Origin of the sequence: Zunongwangia mangrovi, assembly GCF_900112105.1 — a bacterium.
In the GTDB taxonomy this organism is placed as follows: Bacteria; Bacteroidota; Bacteroidia; order Flavobacteriales; family Flavobacteriaceae; genus Zunongwangia; species Zunongwangia mangrovi.
In genome coordinates, this window is the sequence record NZ_FOKV01000001.1 from 360,563 (window position 1) to 382,534 (window position 21,972).

General features: G+C 36.4%; 21 protein-coding genes. 9 read left to right on the top strand and 12 right to left on the bottom strand.

Translation table 11 applies throughout. The features are described 5' to 3' along the window. Window positions 1-18: 18 nt before the first annotated feature. The 11 genes from BM201_RS01655 to BM201_RS01705 form a co-directional block, all read right to left on the bottom strand. Window positions 19-1,590 carry a SulP family inorganic anion transporter gene (locus BM201_RS01655; protein ID WP_092539656.1) on the bottom strand — a complete coding sequence of 524 codons (1,572 nt, stop codon included), beginning with the start codon at window positions 1,588-1,590 and terminating at the stop codon, window positions 19-21. Window positions 1,591-1,688: 98 nt separating this feature from the next. Further along, a complete protein-coding gene (locus BM201_RS01660) occupies window positions 1,689-1,976 on the bottom strand; it encodes a hypothetical protein (RefSeq protein WP_092539657.1) in 288 nt (95 codons plus the stop codon). Between the two features lie 75 nt (window positions 1,977-2,051). Next, window positions 2,052-2,801, bottom strand: coding sequence for an SH3 domain-containing protein (locus BM201_RS01665; protein ID WP_092539658.1), 750 nt, complete (start codon window positions 2,799-2,801; stop codon window positions 2,052-2,054). Window positions 2,802-2,803: 2 nt separating this feature from the next. Then, window positions 2,804-4,585: a BatD family protein gene (locus BM201_RS01670; RefSeq protein ID WP_092539659.1), complete on the bottom strand. Its 1,782-nt coding sequence runs from the start codon at window positions 4,583-4,585 to the stop codon at window positions 2,804-2,806. Window positions 4,586-4,737: 152 nt separating this feature from the next. After that, window positions 4,738-5,652, bottom strand: coding sequence for a tetratricopeptide repeat protein (locus tag BM201_RS01675; RefSeq protein WP_092539660.1), 915 nt, complete (start codon window positions 5,650-5,652; stop codon window positions 4,738-4,740). A gap of 1 nt (window position 5,653) precedes the next feature. After that, entirely contained in the window at window positions 5,654-6,697 is a 1,044-nt protein-coding gene (locus BM201_RS01680) for a vWA domain-containing protein (RefSeq protein WP_092539661.1), read from the bottom strand. Window positions 6,698-6,705: 8 nt separating this feature from the next. Beyond that, window positions 6,706-7,710: a vWA domain-containing protein gene (locus BM201_RS01685; RefSeq protein ID WP_092539662.1), complete on the bottom strand. Its 1,005-nt coding sequence runs from the start codon at window positions 7,708-7,710 to the stop codon at window positions 6,706-6,708. After that, on the bottom strand, window positions 7,710-9,368 hold the full coding sequence (locus BM201_RS01690; protein WP_092539663.1) for a DUF4381 family protein: 1,659 nt from the start codon (window positions 9,366-9,368) through the stop codon (window positions 7,710-7,712). The genes BM201_RS01685 and BM201_RS01690 overlap by 1 nt, the downstream gene beginning before the upstream one ends. A gap of 10 nt (window positions 9,369-9,378) precedes the next feature. Further along, window positions 9,379-10,245, bottom strand: a complete 867-nt coding sequence (locus tag BM201_RS01695) for a DUF58 domain-containing protein (protein ID WP_092539664.1) — start codon at window positions 10,243-10,245, stop codon at window positions 9,379-9,381. A 75-nt stretch (window positions 10,246-10,320) separates the two neighbouring features. Next, the gene (locus BM201_RS01700; RefSeq protein ID WP_092539665.1) at window positions 10,321-11,325 is read right to left on the bottom strand and encodes an AAA family ATPase; all 1,005 of its coding nucleotides are present in this window, start codon (window positions 11,323-11,325) and stop codon (window positions 10,321-10,323) included. 458 nt (window positions 11,326-11,783) lie between these two features. Then, window positions 11,784-12,590 (bottom strand): DUF4382 domain-containing protein, encoded by an 807-nt coding sequence (locus BM201_RS01705; RefSeq protein ID WP_092539666.1) that lies wholly within the window; start codon window positions 12,588-12,590, stop codon window positions 11,784-11,786. 164 nt (window positions 12,591-12,754) lie between these two features. On the opposite strand from BM201_RS01705, the gene BM201_RS01710 reads away from it, so the two are divergent. From BM201_RS01710 to BM201_RS01725, 4 genes are all read left to right on the top strand, one after another. Further along, window positions 12,755-13,504 (top strand): SDR family NAD(P)-dependent oxidoreductase, encoded by a 750-nt coding sequence (locus BM201_RS01710; RefSeq protein ID WP_092539667.1) that lies wholly within the window; start codon window positions 12,755-12,757, stop codon window positions 13,502-13,504. Between the two features lies 1 nt (window position 13,505). After that, the gene (locus BM201_RS01715) at window positions 13,506-14,642 is read left to right on the top strand and encodes an ATP-binding protein (protein WP_092539668.1); all 1,137 of its coding nucleotides are present in this window, start codon (window positions 13,506-13,508) and stop codon (window positions 14,640-14,642) included. Window position 14,643: 1 nt separating this feature from the next. Further along, window positions 14,644-15,375, top strand: a complete 732-nt coding sequence (locus BM201_RS01720; protein ID WP_092539669.1) for a metallophosphoesterase — start codon at window positions 14,644-14,646, stop codon at window positions 15,373-15,375. Between the two features lie 165 nt (window positions 15,376-15,540). Next, window positions 15,541-16,545, top strand: coding sequence for an acyl-ACP desaturase (locus BM201_RS01725; RefSeq protein ID WP_092539670.1), 1,005 nt, complete (start codon window positions 15,541-15,543; stop codon window positions 16,543-16,545). A 67-nt stretch (window positions 16,546-16,612) separates the two neighbouring features. On the opposite strand, the gene BM201_RS01730 is transcribed toward BM201_RS01725, so the two are convergent. Then, complete coding sequence (locus BM201_RS01730) at window positions 16,613-17,005, bottom strand: YkvA family protein (protein WP_092539671.1); 393 nt, start codon at window positions 17,003-17,005, stop codon at window positions 16,613-16,615. 233 nt (window positions 17,006-17,238) lie between these two features. On the opposite strand from BM201_RS01730, the gene BM201_RS01735 reads away from it, so the two are divergent. From BM201_RS01735 to BM201_RS01755, 5 genes are all read left to right on the top strand, one after another. Then, window positions 17,239-18,453: a S41 family peptidase gene (locus BM201_RS01735; RefSeq protein WP_092539672.1), complete on the top strand. Its 1,215-nt coding sequence runs from the start codon at window positions 17,239-17,241 to the stop codon at window positions 18,451-18,453. Window positions 18,454-18,667: 214 nt separating this feature from the next. Beyond that, window positions 18,668-19,531, top strand: coding sequence for a DUF5694 domain-containing protein (locus BM201_RS01740; protein WP_092539673.1), 864 nt, complete (start codon window positions 18,668-18,670; stop codon window positions 19,529-19,531). A 24-nt stretch (window positions 19,532-19,555) separates the two neighbouring features. Beyond that, on the top strand, window positions 19,556-20,572 hold the full coding sequence (locus BM201_RS01745; protein ID WP_092539674.1) for a sensor histidine kinase: 1,017 nt from the start codon (window positions 19,556-19,558) through the stop codon (window positions 20,570-20,572). Next, complete coding sequence (locus BM201_RS01750) at window positions 20,572-21,288, top strand: LytR/AlgR family response regulator transcription factor (RefSeq protein ID WP_092539675.1); 717 nt, start codon at window positions 20,572-20,574, stop codon at window positions 21,286-21,288. Before BM201_RS01745 ends, BM201_RS01750 begins: the two co-directional genes overlap by 1 nt. Before the next feature lie 70 nt (window positions 21,289-21,358). Next, window positions 21,359-21,943, top strand: a complete 585-nt coding sequence (locus BM201_RS01755) for a PhnA domain-containing protein (protein ID WP_092539676.1) — start codon at window positions 21,359-21,361, stop codon at window positions 21,941-21,943. The last annotated feature ends 29 nt before the right edge of the window (window positions 21,944-21,972 follow it).

The window sequence follows — 21,972 nt, forward strand, 5'->3', positions numbered from 1 at the left end:
CTCTATTTTTATCTAAAATTAAGCATTAGCATTGGTTATAAAAAATTTCGAATAACTTTCAGGGTTTACAACTTCCCCATTTTTTGTTAGGATGGTTATCCTAATATTCTTCTCGGCCGCATGGACGGCAAATTCATCTAAAATTTCAAGAATATCATAATCCAAAAATCTGGTGTTCTTTATATTGATCTCAAGCTGAGAATTCTTCGGCAAACTATGCAATTCCCTATTTATAGCTCCCTTGTTTAAAAACGTAACTTCTTCAGCAAGAACCATTTTATAAATGTGAAGATCTGAATCTACTTCTTCTTTGTGCAAAAAGTGAGAATTGCGGTAGCTATTCAGTAAAATAATGATAATACCTACAGCCAAACCTAAGCCTATCCCCTTTAAAAGATCGGTAAAAACGATGCCGATAATAGTAACGATAAAAGGCAAAAATTGAGCCTTACCCAAACGGTACATTTTTTTGAAAAGAGAGGGCTTTGCTAATTTATAACCTACCAGAAATAAAATTGCAGCAAGCACAGCAAGCGGAATCATATTTAAAACCGCCGGAATAACCACCACCGCAATCAATAGGAATATCCCATGAAATATTGCAGACATTTTTGTCATTGCCCCAGATTGTACGTTCGCAGAGCTTCTTACAATTACCTGGGTTATAGGCAAACCACCTATTAAACCAGAAATTATATTACCGGTTCCCTGCGCGACCAATTCTCTATTGGTTGGTGTAACACGTTTATGAGGATCTAACTTATCTGAAGCTTCTACACAAAGTAAAGTTTCCAAACTGGCTACTATTGCGATCGTGACTCCCGTAATCCAGACCTGAGGATTAGTAATTGCTCCAAATTTTGGAAAACTAAACTGGCTGGTAAAATCTGAAAAACTCTCTGGAACCGGAACTTTTACCAAATGAGCTTCAGCAATCCCGATCTCTGTATTACGAGTTAATAAAAAATATACTACTCCAACCAATACCGCAACCAATGGGCCCGGCACAATAGTAAAGATTCTGTTTTTATTGATCAGGACATTTTCCCAAAGTAATAAAATAGCCAGCGATAATAAGGTTACAATAATAGCACCTGGAGAAATATAATCGAACATATTTAATAATTCTGATAAAAGATTTTCTCCTCCCGGCTGAAAAAAAGAAAAATCACCTTCCTGCTCAGAATCATATCCAAACGCATGCGGAATTTGCTTTAGAAAAATAATAATTCCAATTCCGGCAAGCATTCCTTTTATTACTGAAGATGGAAAATAATAACCAATAACTCCGGCTCGAAGTATTCCTAATAATATCTGAATTGCACCACCTATCACTACAGCTACCAAAAAGTTTTCAAAGCCTAAACTTGCGATCGCTCCCAATACGATCACTGCTAAACCAGCGGCAGGACCACTTACACCAAGCTGCGATCCACTAATTGCTCCTACAACGATACCACCAATAATTCCGGCAATTAAACCCGAAAATGCAGGGGCTCCGCTTGCCAGGGCAATACCAAGACATAATGGTAAGGCCACAAAAAATACTACAAGACTGGCCGGTAAATCTTTATTTAAATGTTTAAACATAAGCTTGAAATTTTGATGACCTCTAAAAATTGAATTTTTAAAAGATCTATTAAATCTTCCTTTTAATTTGTCGATTTTGGTAAGTTCGACCTCAAAATTTAAAGCTGCTTAGGTGGAGGAAAAGTCACATCTATATAGATATTGTGATATGTCTGGCGAGAATCATAAAATACCTGATCTTTATCAAGACTAAACTGATTAATTAAAAAACCTGAATCCTGATGCTGGGTTAATTTAAACTGAAAGTTAATCTCGCTTTTATTCTCTTCTTCATTGACAGTATAAACTTGTGAACAATTTAGATTATCGTCCACAATTGCTTCGATCGAAGGTATAGCAAGAAAGCCCAAAAACAATAGGGCAATGATATATGCGATCACTTTCATACTATAAAAGTATGAAATTTTGTAACTGGCTGTATCTACTTTGTTTAAAATAAAATAGTCTGGAGACAGCTAATCTTATAATTCTTTAAGGTTTTCCTTTAAGATCCAACCTTGTTTACCATCAGCAATTTCAATTTTGTACCATTCCTGATAGTTTTCCAAGAGTTTGGTTTTTGTCCCTTCGTGTAGTAAAAATGAAGGATCTCCTCGTAAGTTTGGTTCGCTTCTAACTCCGGCCTCTTCAGCAAAAACAATCGCATAATTATTATTTAGCTGAATATTTTCCTGGCTGAATGCAAATATTACTGAAGCTATACAAAGTACCACAGAAACCATTGAACCAATAAAGAAGATGCGCTTTACAAGTGTACTCCTTCCGTAGTAATAAAAGAGGAATAAAATAACGAATATTAGCATAAAGCCAATCGCAATGCTTCCCCAGGTATTGTAACTAAAGGTCGCAATTAGATCATCGAAAGTTTTAGAAATACCAGTTCGCTCTACACTTTGAATATCATCCATCGCCATATTCCTGGCAAACTGAATATTGTTCTTTACATCTGAATCGTTTGGCGCTAGCTGAAGTGCTTTTTCGTAGTAATAAATACTAGGCGCAATATGATTTAATTTGTAATGAGCATTCGCTAAATTGTAATATAAAGAAACAGAAGCTTCACCATCATTTAAAATGCTCTCGTAGCTAGCAATCGCTTCTTCGTAATTCCCATCGGCGTAGACTTTATTTGCTTCTTCAAAAACTGCCTCATTTTGGGCAAAACCAACTGTAGTGCAAAAAACGAGTATAATTAAAAAGACCTTTTTCATAATTATAATTGTTTATCTAAAGTTGATATCACGTTCGCGGCTTTATCATAATCCTGCTTCATGGTTACCATCGATGCCGGTGTATATCTGGCAAACTCACAACTTTTAAGGATCTCGATAAACTGAGCTGTTGTTGTTTGATCTACTCCTTTTTCGGTAAGGATTTCACTTATTCTTTCTTTACTCATTTCACCAGTCTGGATATGCAATTTGGCTTTTAAGTAATTATGCATTGCTCTTTCTAATGCAATGTAGAATTGTTGCTGCTCACCAAGATTTTTTCTGGCTTCAGAAAGATATTTTCTGGCTAATTTATCGGCTTTTCTTATTCTATTTCCTGTAACATCGTTAGCTCTGGCTTCTCGCTTTTTACCAAATACGATCACTAAAGGAATTATTAATAATGGTAAAATTAATAGCAACCAAAATAACCATGATCTAAAGAAAGAAGGCTCGTTTAACGATTTTAGATTGGCTTTTAATTTTATATATCTAAATTGATCGCCACTTAATGTTACCGGCTGTTTATTATTTGTAACCACATTGCTATCTCCCGTACTATTTGTGGAAGATGCAGGTGTTCCTACTGGACCATTTTCAACATCAATCACAATATCGTTTGTACTAATACTTTTATAAGTTTCAGATCTTGGATCGAAATACGAAAAGTTTAATCCCGGGATTGGATACTCCCCTTTTCTTGAAGGAACAATAGTATAATCTTCGGTAAGACTTCCTTGCGTTCCATTTAATGTAGAACTAAAATTCTCTTTACGTTCTGGCTCATAGATCTCTAATGAAGCTGGAACTGAAAGATCTGGAAGATCAAAAAGCATAAGATTACCACGACCTCTCACTTTTACTGAAGCTGTAAGCGATTCACCCGCATCTAAAGTTGTTTTACTAGGATCTACACTAAACTCAAAACTACCAACAGCACCGGTGAAATTAGCAGGTTTTCCCTGTGTTGGTAATGGCTTTACATCGATCTCTCTACTAGACGAGGTTACTCGCTTTTCTACAGTTTGGTAAATGATCCCTCCAAAAATGCTTCTACGCTGACTAGGAACATCTACAGAAACTGAAATTGCTATAGGATCGATCTCCAGTTTCCCGGTTTTTTGTGGATATAATAAAGATTTGTGCACCACTGCATAACGATATGGCTCACCTCGGTAAGTACCCTGTTCAAATCTATAACCGTTTATATTTAAGTTTTGGCTCCAAAAATCTGGAAATGTTGGATTGTCCAGCATTCTAAAATTGCTAATCCCTATACGCTCACTTACGTACAGTTTATAAACTACGGTTATCGCTTCATTAAGATATGGGTTAGGTTTAGAAACCTCTGCAACCAAATGCAGATTATCTTCGGGCACGATGGCAGCATTATTTCCGTCCTGAGGTCGTTCTACAGCATCACCAACTTCTACGTTTACAGGGGAAGTTTTGTAAACTGTACCATCTACAGTAACTTCTGCCTGGCCAATCGTTTTGGTTCCTTTAGAGTTAGGCTGCAGGTAATAACTATAGGTTTTAGAAAAAGTACTTTTCCCATTTACCCAACTATTACTAACCTGCTGGTTGGGACCACCAACTACTTTAAAGCCGGTAAAAGAAGGCGGAGTAAAATTATCACCGTCCTTATTCATATTGAAATCAACACGCAAACGCTCGTTGATTCCAACCTGCTCCCGGCTAACTTCTGCTGTAAACTTTACCTGTGCAGAAAGAAGTGAGGTAGTAAATAGAAACAGACTTAATACTATTAACTTTAATTTCATTTGTAAACCTTAATTCTAATCTAGATCTAATTAGTAAACTATTTCAGGAAAAGCCGATGAGGCATTTGTTTAAAAACCTCTTTATTTCGGGGCATCCCGACGGCTATTGAGACTGAATCTTTTAGTCCCGTTTATCAACGAAATTCAGGATTCTACCAGTCCTTATCTGATCGAGTTTTTACAGCTTTAGCTTTTTCAGCATTCATTTTATCCTGCGTTTTCTCTTCCTGGTTATTCATAGCTTCAAGCAGATTTTTAATCTGTTGTGGCGAAAGCTGTCCTTGTGCAGGTTGAGGCTGTTGCTGTTTTTGCTGATCGGGTTTTCCCTTTTGATCTTTTTGATTCTGATCCTCTTTATTCTGTTCGTTAGGATTTTGATCCTGAGGTTTTTCATTTTCCTGGTCTCCTTCTCCGTCCTTTGGATCCTGCTTTTCATTATCGCCTTCGTCCTCTGGCTTTCCATCCTGATCCTTATCCTCGCCTTTATCTCCCTCGTTATCTTGATCCTGATCTTTTTGATCTTCGTTTTGATCTTTGTTATCCTGATTGTCCTGATTGTCGTCGTTATTCTGATCTTGCTGCTGTTCTTCTTCTAATTTCTTCTTTGCCAAAGCCAGATTATAACGAGTTTCATCATCTGTAGGATCATTTCTTAAAGCATTTTTATAAGCTTCAACAGCTTCTTTATATTTCTTCTGCTTCATAAAAGAATTCCCAAGATTATGATTTATCCGGTGACGATCTTCTTTACTTTCAGAAACCTTATCTGCCTCTACAAACCTGGATTGCGATTCGCCAGATTTTTCGCGATTATAATACAGGTTTCCCATATTATATTTTGCTGCGGTATTCGCAGGATCTTTAGCTATAGCTTTTCTATAAGCAGCCTCTGCACTTGCAAAATCATTTTCACTTAAAGCCTCCTCGGCTTCATTCATATAGGCATTTGCTTCTTTTTTTAGACGTTTTTCATCATTAGCCTGCTGTGCATTAACCACTGCAGAAAAAAGCAATGCTAAAATCAGGAAAAACGAGTTTTGCCTAAATGTCATTTTAGCAGTTCTCATATTAATCCTTTCTTGTTTCGTTAAACAAATTAAGCTTTTTAATCCATGCTGTACTTCTCTCCAAAAGAAATACGTCTAAAAACAGAAATATAAAGCAAATCCCTAAAAACCACTGGAAATGTGATTGATAATCGGCAAATTGTTTTGCTTCAAATTCTGTTTTCTCTATGTTCTGTAACAAATCCTGTACCGTTTCAGTTACGTTGGCAGTTACATTGCCTTCTATATATTCTCCATTAGCTTCAGCAGCTATTTCCTGAAGCGTTGCCGGGTTAAGTTTTGTTATTACGGTTTCCCCGTTTTGATCTTTTTTATAATTCTGAACTACGCCATTTCTTTTAATTGGGATTGGCCCTCCTTTTTCGCTTCCTACTCCAATAGTATAAATTCTGATGCCTTGTTCTGCAGCTTCATCTGCAATAGACTCTACATTTCCTTCGTGATCTTCACCATCACTTATAATGAACAATACCCTGTTTGTTTGATTATCGTCATCGTAATAAGTAGTTGCCAGGTCGATCGCATCACTAATGGCGGTTCCCTGGGAACTTATCATATCGGTATTTAAAGCCTGAAGGAACATTTTTGCAGCGGCATAATCTGTTGTAATTGGTAACTGCGGAAAAGCACTACCTGCATAAGCAATAATCCCAACACGGTCGCTTCCCAATCCGTTTAGGATCTGTCTTACCAATTGTTTTGACTTCTCAATTCGGCTTGGCGCAATATCTTCAGCATCCATACTTTTGGAAACATCGATCGCAAAAACGATATCTACACCTTCACGCTTTACAGTTTCCATCGTAGTTCCCATTTTTGGATTCACCAAAGCAACCACTAAACAGGCCAAAGCCATACAAGCCAAAATAACTTTAAGAATAGGCTTAAAATTCGACTTATTTGGCGCTAATTTTTGCAAAAGCTCATCACTGGCAAAACTTTTACGTGCTTTTCGCTTCCAGAATAGGAGGAAAATAAAAAGTAGTAAAACCACCGGAATGACTAAAAACAGCCAAAAATATATTTCTTCTTCAAATACTAACATCCTAAGCTTTATATAAAACTTCTAAATACGGTATATCTTAATAACAATTCGAATAAAAGTAAGGCGCCTGCCAATAATGCAAATGGCCGAAACTTCTCATCGTAATTAGTATACTTAAATTCTTCGATCTCGGTTTTTTCTAATTGATCGATCTCTTCATAAATATCTTCCAGCTTTTCATTATTGGTCGCCCGGAAGTATTTTCCGCCCGTCTCATCTGCAATTTGCTGCAGTAATTCTTCATCGATCTCTACCTGGCGGTTACCAAACCTAAAACTACCATTTCCTGCAATACCTACCGGAGTTAAAGCCATCCCATTGGTACCAACACCAATAGTGTAGACTTTTATATTAAATTCTTTAGCAAGCTCACTGGCTACTTTAGGATCGATAAACCCAGAGTTATTTACACCATCTGTAAGTAAAATGATCACTTTACTTTCGGCTTTACTATCTTTTAATCGGTTAACCGAAGTCGCCAGACCAGAACCAATTGCTGTACCACTTTCTAAAATGGTGTTAAATTCTACATCGGCTAGAGCTCTTAATACCACAGATTTATCGCTGGTAATAGGTGTTTTGGTAAAACTTTCTCCTGAATAAAGTACTAATCCTATCCTATCTGAAGGTCGCCCTTTTATAAATTCTTCACCAACAGTTTTTGTTGCTTCTAATCTGTTTGGCTGAAGATCTCTCGCCAGCATACTTGCAGAAACATCTATTGCCATTACAATATCGATTCCCTGTGTACTATTGGTTCGGGTAGAAACATCTACTGTTCTTGGTCGTGCCAGTGCTACAATTAGTAAAGCAAGTGCCAGCATCCTTAAAACAAAAAGAAGCGGTCTTAATTTTGCTAGAATGCTAGATTTAGCTTTAAATCCCTGAATACTCGACATTCTTAATGCCGGAGTTTGCAGATTTCTTTTCCAGAAATACCATGCGATCGCTACCGGAAGTAAAATAAACAACCAGAAAAACTCAGGATTTTCGAAAGTGAAATTCGCAAACATTAATTATTCAATTTTATAAGTTCTACTGAATTTATGATCCTTCCGGAAATTTCTTCAGCATAGCTATCTTCTTCATCATAGATCACTGTGATCTGCTGGAAGCCTCCGTTTTCAGCAAAATTCAGGATACTATATTTTTTAGGCTGCACCTCGTCATTTACAGGATTCGTCATTTCTAAAGTTCCAAAAACTCGTACTCCTTTAGCGCCATTTACAGTGCTAAATTCTTCCTGTTTCATCACTATATTCTGTGCACCCTGATTTTCTAATTCTTTGTAAACCCCGTCTACTCCTGTTTTAAGATCAAATTGATCCTGTTTTGTAAAAATTCGGGTACTTAAACTGGTGTAAAAATTACTTACCAAACTACCAAAACTAAACATTTGTGCATCGGCATAGGTTTGTGTAGCATCTTCGCTAAGTTCCATTTCCTGTCTTACCAGAACCTCTGGAGTGGTAATCGCTACAGCGGGAGCTCCATATTCACTTCTAATCCATTCTCCTTCCAACAATTCTTTAGTTGGATGTCCCCAGTAGGTCTCGATCACATAATCCAAACCTTTAGAACTAATCAAAACAGCCAGGGCGATAAAGATCACTAAAACTCCGCCTGAAACACCCAAAATCAATCTTTTCTTACGTTTTTTAGAAAGCTTATTTTGACGATATTCTTCGTCTAGCATTAGCTCTTCTTCGGTAGGCTCTGGCATCGACGATTTAACGTCGTTAATGATCATTCGGGTTTTGTTACGATCTTCTTTTGCTGTGATCACATCTGGGCGCGAACCGGCAAATTTTGCAAGATCGGCTCTTTGTAATATTTGTTTTAAATTCTGAAGTGTTTTCCCATGCAAATGAAGCACACCAGATTTTTGTTGCATTTCAAGAAAGCTAATCAGCTCGGTCGTTGTGCTTTCCATTGCACGATCATAGACTTTTTCGTCTAAATAACGTCTAACCGCATATGTTAATCTTGAATAATACTCCTTAACTTCTCGGTTTTCGATAAGCGTACTTTTGTCAAGATCGTCCAGGTCTTTCATAGCCTGCTCGTAAGGCGGCAATTTATTTTCCAGTGCTTTTTCTTTTCTACGCTTAATAAAAAAGAATAGCAAAACGCCCAATATCATCAATATAGCAAGCAACCACCAAACCCAGGCCGGAATACTAAAACTTTGAGGTATCTCTACCGATGGTTTTATAGGATACATTTGCTGCTTGGTAGTATCTACTGCAACATCTGCAACCTCAACTCGTATAGAATCGGTTAAAAACGGTTTCTCGTTAATAATAATTCTTTGCTGCGGAATGGTGTACGAACCCGAATCGAATTGGGTTAAGGTATATTCTTTTAAAAGCTGAAATCTATTTTGAATTCTTGTAGTATCGGCTCCTAATGATTCTACAACTTCTAATGGTGAAAAAGTATTCCCCTCAGGAAAAACTACCAGATTGGTAGAATCTGTTTCCACATTAATTTTATATAGAATCTGCTCACCAATTTTGATCCTGGCGGTATCGATACTTGCTGAAACCTGAGCTTCCTGCGCCATGGCGGGAAAAGCAAAAAAAGCAACAACAATAACCAATACTGCCTGCAACTGCTTTTTTAAAGTATGTTTTTTATAAATAGAATCTAACAATTGATCTTTTTTCATCTTAATATGCTTAGCCTCTTCTTTTAAAATACCCTAAAAGTTTTTTCACATAACTTTCGTCTACCCTGGTATTAATAACTCCTGCTCCACTAAGGGCAAAGCTTTCTTCAAAATATCTTAATCGATCCAGATAATATTCAGTATAACTGCGTCTAACCGCTTTGCTACCTGTATTTACGGTAATATATTCGTTGGTTTCTTCATCCAACATTTGTACCAAACCAATATTAGGAATTTCCTTTTCACGCTGGTCGTATACTCGTATTCCGGTAACATCGTGACGATTACCGGTGATCTTAAGCGTTTGCTGATAGTCGTCGCTCATAAAATCTGATAACACAAAAACAATGGCTTTTTTCTTCATCACATTCGATAAATATTTTAAGCCCAATGAAATATCGGTTTTCTTACTTTTTGGCTGAAATTCTAACAATTCTCGTATAATTCTTAGAACGTGAGATTTTCCTTTTTTAGGCGGAATGTAATTCTCTACCTGGTCTGAAAACATTAGCAAACCAATCTTGTCGTTATTTTGTGTTGCTGAAAATGCCAATGTCGCCGCAATTTCAGTAATCACTTCTTTTTTAAACTGACGTTGAGTTCCAAAAAATTCTGATCCTGAAACATCAACTACCAGCATCATGGTAAGCTCTCTTTCTTCTTCAAAAACTTTAACGAAAGGCTCACTGTATCGTGCTGTAACATTCCAATCGATATTACGAACGTCGTCACCAAATTGATATTGGCGCACCTCGCTAAAAGTCATTCCCCTTCCTTTAAAGGTAGAATGATATTCACCGCCAAAGATATGATCACTAAGGCGACGGGTTTTTATTTCGATCTTACGAACTTTCTTAAGTAACTCTTTGGTATCCATATTTTTCAATAAACAAATAACAATAATCAATTACCAAAGCATTTTTGATAATTTACAATTGATAAATGCAAATACCTATGGTACTTCGATCTCGTTAACGATCTTACCAATAATATCTTCAGAAGTTATATTCTCGGCTTCGGCTTCGTACGTAATTCCTATTCTGTGACGTAAAACATCGTAAACAACGGCTCTAACATCTTCAGGAATCACATATCCTCTTCTCTTGATAAAAGCATAGCATTTTGCTGCCGTTGCCAGGTTAATACTACCACGAGGAGAAGCTCCGAAGTTAATTAGTGGTTTTAGATCTTCTAAGCGATATTTCTCTGGCGTACGTGTGGCGAAAATAATATCAAGAATATATTTCTCGATCTTCTCGTCCATATATACTTCTCGAACCGTTTGTTGAGCTCTTAATATCTGCTCGATACTCACCACCTGATTTACCTTCTCGAAACTACCTCTAAGGTTTGCACGAATAATTAGTTGCTCTTCCTCTAATTGTGGATATTTAATCACTGTTTTTAGCATAAAACGGTCTACCTGGGCCTCAGGTAAAGGATAAGTTCCTTCCTGCTCTACCGGGTTTTGCGTTGCCATTACTAAAAACGGCTTATCTAATTTAAAAGTTTCGTCTCCAATGGTTACTTGCTTTTCCTGCATCGCTTCCAGTAAAGCCGACTGTACTTTTGCCGGTGCACGGTTAATCTCATCGGCAAGGACGAAATTAGCGAAAATAGGTCCTTTTTTTATACTGAAGTCATTGATCTTCATATTATAAATAAGCGTACCTACAACATCTGCGGGAAGTAAATCTGGAGTAAACTGCACACGACTAAATGATCCATGCACAGCTTGTGATAAAGTATTAATAGCCAGGGTTTTTGCAAGACCCGGAACTCCTTCTAAAAGGATATGTCCCTGTCCTAATAAACCTATAAGTAATCGTTCTACCATGTGCTTTTGTCCTACGATAACTTTATTCATTTCTGTAGTTAGCACATCAACGAAAGCACTTTCTCTTTCAATTTTTTCATTTAGACTGGCGATGTCTAAAGAAGATTGATTATCTGTCATTATTCTAATTAGATTTTAAAACGTGAATATACAACCATACAGTGGTCGTAGCAAATTCAATATTATTAAACTTTCGGGTATTCAATAATCTACATTATTTGTTTTAAGCATAAATTTAACGGAATGCACTAAATTCTATTGTGTATCAGTGATTAATATTTTTTAAAACCATAACAATCAGATTCTTTGTTTTATTGATTTCTATTAAAAATTCTCTCTAAAACCTTGTAAAATCGGCTAAAACCAGACAGAACTAAGCTTTAAACACGCTTCTTTAAGAAACATCTCTAAAATCACTAAAGTTAACTACCTCGGGACAAGCCCACGAGGCATTCACTAGAGACAATTTTTTAATTTCGAGGCAAGCCTTGGAGTATTACACCCGTTGGCGGTGCCAATAAAAAAGGCGCTAATATTTACATTAGCGCCTTTTTCGATAATCTGTTTATAACATTTTTTTACTCCAGGAACAAAGTCTCCAAATCTGTAGTTTCATCGTCGTCTACTACAACATTATTTACAGTTAGATCATCTAATCCAGAGATTGGATCTGCTTCAACAGTGATTTGATAGGTTCCTTCTGGCACTCCGTAGAGCGCAAATTCACCTTCAGCATTAGTATAAGCAGAAATACTATACGAAGCATTTGTTGCCGTTACTAAACTTCTAAACTCTGATGGGTGAACTTCTCCAACGATCATCCCGGCATCGTCTCCCGCAGAGATTCTAATTACCGGGCGCAAAGTATAACCACCATTTCCCTGCGTTACGATAGATTCATCTACATCAAAATCCAGCACATAAAAATACTCTTCACCAGGTTCTAATTCCTGATTAAGATTTAATTTTAAACCAGATTGCTGTGCACTTGGAGTTGCAAGCGGATATTCTTCGCCATTTTCCACGATCGTATTATCGTCTCCAAGAATTAATCGAATTTGCCCGGCATATCCGGCTTCAATTTCCTCATCGGCTAATAATTGCGATACTCCGCCGGTAAGCTCAAGTAGGTTGTAAATTCCGGCTTCAGTATCTAAGCTTATCCAAGCTTCGTTTTCGTCGTCCTCGGCTCCGGTTTGCACCTGCACTTGTTCTACATCGATATTTACAGCCTCGTAATCTCCTGGCGCATCGACCATTCTTACCGAAATTCTGGCATCCCCTTCGGCCGCTCCAGATTCATCATCATCACTACACGAGCTTAAGGCAAGCCCCGTAAAAACAGCCAGACATAAAAATTTCAAATTAAAAAATTGCTTTCTCATAAAAATAGATTTGGTTTATTCAGGCTAAATAACGGCGCGAATTTTATTTCATTTTCAACTTTAATATTCCTTAACTCATTTTAACAAGATTATAAGTCTTATTGCTATACTTTACCCCCAAACTTGTAAATACTTTCTTAAATTAGACTTCAAAAATTTTTGTGATGAAAACTGCCTTAATAACAGGAGCAACAAGTGGAATAGGAAAAGAAACGGCCAGAGCTTTAGCCGGTGAAGCTTATCGTTTAATTCTCTGCGGAAGAAGAGAAGGACGTTTAAATGAACTTAAAGAAGAGCTTGGTAAAAAAACTGAAGTATTATGCCTAAGCTTTGATGTTCGTGACAAAGAAGAAGTCTTTAAAAAGATCGAAAATTTACCTCCAGATTTCTCTAATATCGATATTCTAATTAACAATGCCGGAAATGCACATGGTTTAGATCCAATCCAAGACGGAGCCATAGAAGATTGGGAGGCGATGATAGATATTAATGTAAAAGGCTTGCTATATGTAAGCAAAGCGGTAATTCCGGGAATGATCGAAAGAAAATCTGGACATATCATAAACATAGGTTCTACAGCAGGGAAAGAAGTATACCCTAATGGAAATGTATATTGCGCCAGCAAACATGCGGTAGATGCGATTAACCAGGGAATGCGTATCGATCTTAACGGCAAGGGAATTCGCGTTGGTGCTATAAACCCCGGACTTGTAGAAACCGAATTTAGTGACGTAAGATTTAAAGGAGATAGCGAGAAAGCAAAAAAAGTATATCAGGGTTTTGAGGCTTTACGTCCAGAAGATATTGCAGATATCATTCGGTTTGTGGTAACACGACCTTACCATGTTAATATTGCAGATCTAATAGTGATGTGTACCGCACAGGCAAGTAGCACTATTGTAGACAAACAATGATATGATCAATAAACGCCTTCTTATTAAAAACCTTTTGGCGCATAATGACGAAAACAGTTTTTATGATAAAAAACTGCAACTTAACATTAGCGAAAAAGAGGGGAAGGCGAAGTTTCTAAAACATATTTGTGCACTGGCAAACTCTAACCCAAAAAACAACTCGTATATCGTTATTGGGGTTAGAGATGAGGACAATCAGATTATTGGGATCGATTTTTTTGATGACAGTAAGATTCAAAATCTAATTAATGCCTATCTAAGCAATCCGCCCAAGGTGATGTACGAGAATATTCCGTTTCCTCACCTTCCAGATCATTTGGTGGTTGGGCTGGTTACCATTCGCCCTAATAATGGAAAAATATGTTCGCTGCGAAAAAATATATGGAAGTATTACGGCGGATCGATCTTTCTTAGGGACGGAAGCATAAGTATGCCCAAAGATTTTGATATTAAAATTGAAGATGAAAATTCTGAAGTTGTTGCTTCCATCGAAAAACACGCACAAAACAATATCGAACTAACATTAAACGGCGTTTTCGATTTTATTAATCACCACAAAAAACTGAATCCTACTTACCAGGTTTTTAAAGAATATTTTGTGGTTTGCTGGGCGGGAAAGAAAAAATATGCAAAAGGCGAACTTTATTTTAGCCGGGTAGATATCGCTTTAATAAACGAACAGGTAAAATTATTTTATTCAGATTTAGATGAAGTAAGTATCACTTCAGATGCTAACAGTTTTAAAATCCTGGAGTATGTTCATCTTGGTGTTCCCAATAGCTATCGTTATTATCCTTTAGAAGAAGTCACAATTCATTTTAAAGATAACGCTACTTACGAGATCCAAAGTGAACTGGTATTCGAGCCACCACAATTCGACAAAAACACACTTTATCATATCTACAATAGCAACAATATGCTTTTAGAGCGTCTAAAAAAATTGCTTCCGCTTACTAAAAACCAGCGAAAGGATGTTAAAAACCTACCTTCAACCTATTTGCTTTGTTACCTTAACGGCTTCGGCGAAGCGATGGAAAAACTGGAAGAAGCAAAACCATTCCTAAAAAAGTACAGCAGCGAAGCCTATCACTATTATAAAGAGAGTACACGAATTTTAAGAAAAGTAAAATATAGTTAGCATGGGTAGAACGCTAGCCATTGGCGATATACACGGGGGATTAAAAGCATTAAAACAATTATTACACGATATAGTAAAAATAACTGCAGAAGATACGATCATTTTCCTGGGAGACTATGTAGATGGCTGGAGTGAATCTGCACAAGTAGTTTCTTATTTAATTGAACTTGGCAAAGAATTCGATTGTATTTTTATGCGAGGAAATCATGACGATCTTACGCATCAATACCTAAAAAACGGAACGATGACCGATCGTTGGGTGATGCATGGTGGGCAAAGTAGCATCGATGGGTATGCAAAACTATCTTCTGAAGAAATAGAGCAACATTTACGTTTCTTTTCTGAAATGCAAAATTATTATGTAGACGACCAAAATCGACTATTTGTGCATGCGGGGTTTACCAATTTACATGGCCCGGAAAGTGAATATTATGACACCGGTTTTTACTGGGATCGCACGTTATGGGAAATGGCGTTGGCATTAGATACCTCTATCGAAGAAACCAGCGATCTTTATCCTAAACGACTACAGATCTTTAAAGAGATTTTTATTGGGCACACCCCCGTTACCAGGATTGGAGAGACTTTCCCGGTAAATAAAGCCAATATTTGGAATGTAGATACCGGTGCTGCTTTTAAAGGAAGTATTTCTGCGCTAGAAGTAAACACTAAGGAAGTTTGGCAAAGCGATCCTGTATACACTTTATATCCAAATGAGAACGGAAGAAATTAAAAGAATACCACAAAATATTTAGCACTTTGTAATTCAATGTATTTCCCTTTAATTTGCAAACCGTGTATTAGTAGATTAATTACTAGCATGATTATTGCATTTTATATTGCTAACAACTCTGTAAATAAGATAAAAATTCTTAATTTACAGTAACATACAAAAATAATGGCCCTAGAAAACATAAGACTTGAAGTGATGAAAACTATCGAAAGTAAAGTAGATGGTTTTATTGACCAATATCTGATTCCCGTCGATGATATTTGGCAACCAACAGATCTTTTGCCTAATCTACAAGGGGAAGAAGGACTGGAGAACGTTAAACAAATACGTGAAGAAGCAAAAGAATTAGGTTATGATTTTTGGGTGGTACTTGTAGCAGATATGGTTACTGAAGAAGCCCTGCCTACTTACGAAAGCTGGCTTATGGATGTAGAAGGTGTAGACCAGCAACGTCGTGCCGATGGTGAACAAAACCCTTGGTCTAAATGGGTAAGACACTGGACGGGTGAAGAAAATCGTCACGGTGACGCATTAAACAAATATCTTTATTTATCGGGTCGTGTAAACATGCGCGAAATAGAAAAAACCACACAACATTTAATTAATGATGGTTTTGATATTGGTACCGGTAGAGATCCTTATAAAAACTTCGTTTATACCAGTTTCCAGGAATTAGCAACAAATATTTCTCACAAGCGAGTGGGACAGTTAGCTAAGAAAAAAGGAAATAAAATGCTGGGAAAAATGTGTAATATCATCGCAGGAGACGAAATGCGCCACTATATGGCCTATCGTGAATTTGTGAAAACTATTTTTGAGCACGATCCTAGCGAAATGATGTTAGCATTTCACGACATGATGAAAAAGAAGATCGTTATGCCAGCGCAGTTTTTAAGAGAAAGTGGCGAAGGTATTGCACAGGCTTTCGAAAATTTCTCGAATGCAGCACAACGTCTTGGTGTTTATACCACTTACGATTATATCGAGATCCTTAAGAAACTAAATGCTTACTGGGAGATCGATAAAATGAGAGCGCTTACCGATGAAGCTGAAAAAGCTCGTGATTATTTAATGAAATTACCAGATAGAATGACGAGAATCGCAGATCGTATTGCAATTCCGCAAGATCAATATACTTTTAAATGGGTAGAAAATAACGGAATTATCTAATTCTGAATAGAAAATAAGAAAGTCCGCTTAGCAGCGGACTTTTATTTTTCTGAACACTTTTTATTTTTTACGATTTCGCATCTTTCCAAACCTTATAAGCCGCAAGATCTCTCTCGATCAAACTAAGGCAAAAAGCAATTACCGCAGCATCATCTAAATATCCAATTACCGGGATAAAATCTGGAATTAAATCAATTGGCGACAACACATACAACAAAGCAGCACCTACCGCAGCAACAATGTTAAACGGAATTTCGCGATATTCGCCACTTGCATAATCACGCACCAAACTAAATAATATCTGCGCATCATCAAAATAACGGCGCAACGCATTCTTATTTTCAAACTTAGATTTTATTTCCTCCTCGTCCTCCAGAACGCGATCTACATCTTCTTCCTTAAAATCTTCCTGTTTCTTTTTATGCTCTTCCTCGATTGTGTCTTTACTGAAAATGCTCATTGTTGATTTTTTAATTGAAGCTCCAAATTAAAAAAATTATAGCAGACGACTATCCAAGTTATCATTGTTTTAAGACTTAACCTAAACTGAAGTTATACGTTTTTGGCAGCTACTTTTAGAATTCGTTTTGAAAATCCCCTGTTTCATCCTGAAAAACCCTGGTTTCGAATTATTTGAAACAATCAAAAGTCAATATTCGATATTTTTAAACTCTATTTTTTAAGTTCATCACTATGGCAATATCGATCAACATCTACAGTATTCTTTTTTCAAAAAACATTCAAAAATCTTTAATTCTGATGCTATTTTTCTTCGGAAGTTTTACCGCTTTTGGACAACATTCAGACTGTAATTGTATTTCAGCATTAGAGGAGATTTCAGCATTAATTCAGCATTCAAAAAGCTATAAAATTCAGATTAAAAAAGAAAATCGAGAACAGGAATTTCAGCAATGGAAAGAAAAAATTATCACTGAAATTAAACAAGATGAGCTTAGCGAATACTTTTGTGCCGGGTATTTGCAAAAATATGCCTCATTTATCAAAGATCGGCACAACCAGATTTATAAGGTTCCAGAAGATCTTGCTGAAAATATCCCGACTTACAAAAAGAGCATCGACACCACCAAAATTGAGGATAATATCTCCGGAATTTATCACGCTGGTAGAGATCAAATTTTTCTAAAAAAAGAAAATGACAGTTTATGGCTTGGAATTACTTTGAAATCGGCTTCTGAAGGATGGAAAAAAGGAAAAATGAGGCTGAAAATCAACAAAACTGAAGATGGAAGCTTTGAGATCTTCGAGTTTTTCGCGAACGGAATTCTTTCGTATCAAAATAATATCAAAATCGAAAATGGACGAATTCAGGGTACTTTTTGGAACAAAGCCAATCAATACTTTTTTCATGTAAATCACGAACAGAATTTCAATTTTAGATCGATAAATGCCGACTTTGATTATATAGGTATCAAAACTTTAAGCAGAACCCGAAATTTGATGAAAGAAGCACAGGTTTTTTACGAAGATCATCTTGAAAAGCTTAGCAAAGAAAACCTGATCATCGATTTAAGAAACAATGCCGGCGGCGCTATAAAACAGGCTGAACCACTGATAAAATCACTTCAAAAAAACGAGAATATCAGGCATATATTCGTACTGATTAATTTTAAAACTGCCAGTGCAGCCGAACTTGTTGCTCTTCAGCTAAAAAAAGATAAACGAAGTATCATTGCAGGCGAAAATTCTCGCGGTATGTTGGAATATGGCTATGGAAATAAATCTTTTTCAGCAAAAACAGACTGTTTAGGCTTTAATGTTAGTTTTTCAACCAAACATGAAAACAATAATTTACACCAATACGAAACCAAGGGAATCACACCAGATCTTTACCTGCAAAACACTTCGAATTGGATCGACCAGATCGTGGAATTTAGCAAACTTCCTTAGAGCAATCCAAAAAGCATTTATTAGAAAATTTGTTCTTCTTTCGAGGCAATCCTTAGAATATAAAATCTCGATTTTCGAGAAAAGCAATCAGCTTTCAAAAAATTGATTGTATAAATAACCAATTTCATCCTATAAAATTGGGGGGTTTGTTTTTTCTCAAAAATAAAAAGGAAGAGGCTTTATAGTTTTGAGGCAAATCAAATAACGAACAGTTATGAAAAGTATTCTTATTTCAATTTTAATCAGTTTTATTTCTTCCCAATTATTCTCGCAGAGCGATTTTAAAGATCCAGATGAATTTCTTCGGAAAGGTGAGCAGGTTCCAAAAGTACTTTTAGTGGGGAGTTTTCATTTTAATTATCCGGGGCTTGATGTCCACAAAGCTGCTGAAGATCAGAAAGTCAATATTTACTCTGAAAAACGCCAAAAAGAACTTCAGGAATTATTGGACTACATCAGTAAATTTAAACCCACCAAGATCATGATTGAAACTTATAATTCCTCAAAATTTATAAAAAACTGGAAAGCATACAAGTCAGGAAAAGCTGAACTTTACGCTAGTGAACGAAGCCAAATTGGAATGCGATTGGCAGATCGTTTTGGGCTGGACACAATTTATGGTGTGGATAGTGGGGATCTACTGTATAAAACTACACGAACAAAAGAATTCTCCAATACAAATTCGTATCTGGATAGTATTGCAAACCGACATTATTTTGGAGGAGATGACGAGATGATGAAACGCTATAAAAATTTCTATGCCTATAAAGACACTTTAGCGTTTCAAAACAGCTTATTAGAAACATTTAAATACATGAATTCGGATAAGGTTTTAGATCGCGCTTTTGGGGCATATATTTCAGGCGGACAGTTTACTTCAGAAGAAATGGAAGGTCCCGATGCACTTTCAATGTTATGGATGAACCGTAATCTTAGAATTTTTAGAAAGATCCAAAGAATTGAACATACTCCAGATGACCGGATTCTGGTAATTTTTGGTGCAGCCCACATAGCAATTTTAAACTGGCTTTACGAGAGCACACCAGAATTTGAACTGGTAAAATTCAACGAGCTTTAAGAATTATTAGTTACTTTACCCAATATGACCAAAAAGCAGGAAATCACATATCATATTATCTTTTGGTTACTCTTTTTTGCAATGGACGTGTTTGCAGAAATTGTGCTTCAGGGTTTTACAAAATTTAATTTGCGTGACCTGGAATTCACAATTTTGCAAGTGAGTTTGTTTTACCTGGTGTATAGTTTTATTGCACCCAAAACAATTCCGCAGAAAAAATGGGGATTGCTGTTCTTAGGGCTCATTTTTAGTTTGCTGTATTTCGCCGGAATACGCTATTTATTAGAAGAAGTGATCTTATACACTTTTACCGGTGAGCACAATTATTATCCTAATTCGCGCAAACCATTATTCTATATTTTCGATAATTCGTACTACGCAATCAGGATATTTTTACTGAGTTTGATCTTTTATTTCGTAAAATATCAGTTCAGTATTAATCAAAAGATCAGCGAGCTGAGTTTAGGAAAAAAACAGGCTGAACTTCAGATTTTAAAGTCGCAGTTGAGTCCGCATTTTTTATTCAATACTCTCAACAGTTTTTATGCTGATGCTTTGGTGGTAGACGAAAAACTTAGCGATGATATTTTAAAATTGTCTGAAATGTTACGTTATATCACCTACGAAAACGAAGATGAATACGTGTTACTGAAAGACGAAATTCATTTTATAAATAACTATATTAATCTATTTCAGCGACGGTTTTCGAATCAGCTTTTTATAAAAACCACTTTTCCAGATCAGGTTGGGAGCGAGAAAATCCCGGCTTTGCTTTTAATTCACTTTGTAGAAAATGTTTTTAAACACGGCATTTTGAATCAGCCGGAAAAACCTGTAAATATCCTATTGAAAATCGATAAAAATCAGCTTCATTTTAAGGTTGAAAACTATTTTAAATCCCAGGAAAATTATGATGAATCTGGTATTGGGTACAAGAATATCGAGCAGCGCCTCGCTTTGCTTTTCGGCAAAAACTATAGTTTAGAACATTTCAGCAAAGACGATCGTTATTTTGTAAACCTTCAATTTCCTCTCAAATAATGGCAGAAACTATAAAATGTATCATTATCGACGACGAACCACCGGCAATTAAAGTGCTGGAAACTTTTGTTGGCAAAATGAAAGGAATAGAACTTATTGCTTCAGCCACCGATGCTTTAGAAGGTTTAGATCTCATAAAAAAACACGAACCTCAGCTGGTTTTTCTGGATATTCAAATGCCCGATCTTACGGGAATTCAACTTTCAAAAATGATCGGCGAAACAACCAATATCGTCTTTACAACGGCTTACGCACAATTTGCTGTAGAAGGATTTCAGGTAAATGCGATAGATTATTTGCTAAAACCTATCGCATTCCCAAGATTTATCGAAGCTGTCGAAAAAGTAAAAAAGAAAATTTCTACGGAAATACAACCCGAAATTATAGATTCTGAAGACTATTTTTTTGTGAAGACCGATGGGAAAAATCGCTTTCAAAAAGTGAAATTAGACGATATTCTTTATGCTGAAAGTATCAAAAATTACGTGGTAATTCATACTGAAAAAGAGCAGTTAGTAACTTACAATACTTTGAAAAAGATTCAGCAAAGTTTGCCTGAAGAAAACTTCATTAAAATTCACAAATCGTATATCATAGCCCTAAATAAGATCGAAAAAACCGACAATTTTGAGGTTTGGATAAACGGAAAAGATCTTCCGCTTGGCGACACCTATCGAACCGAATTCTTCAAAAAAATCAATGCCAAAAAGCTCTAATTTTAACAAAATGTAATATTCCGGCTTATAAGCTAGAATAAAATGTATTTTTGCAGAAATTTTTAGAAAAATGAGCGTACTTGAAAAACGATTAGCAGACCGTAGTGGCAACAAATGTGAATTATGTGGTTACGAACACGACTTACAGATCTATCAGGTACCGCCAACTTCTAAAGGTACTTTAGACGATTCGATCTATGCTTGTAAGAATTGTGTAGCGCAAATTGAAGATCCAGAAAAAGTAGATCCTAATCACTGGCGTTGTTTAAACGAAAGTATGTGGAGCGAGCATTTACCGGTACAAATCGTTGCCTGGCGAATGCTGAATCGCTTACGTAGCGAAGGCTGGCCGCAGGATCTATTAGATATGATGTATCTGGATGAAGAAGCTTTAACCTGGGCAAAATCTACTGAAGAAACCGAAGATGAAGCTGAAAAAATTATTCATAAAGACAGCAACGGAAACATCTTAGCAGATGGCGACTCGGTTGTACTTATCAAAGATCTGGATGTAAAAGGGGCTAATTTTACGGCAAAACGTGGTACGGCCGTTCATCGTATTTCTTTAGTTTGGGATAATGCTGAACAAATTGAAGGTCGTGTTGAAGGACAACATATTGTGATCCTAACGCAATACGTCAAGAAAACTAAGTAATTTTTTTCTGAAATTTGCATCAACCGAAA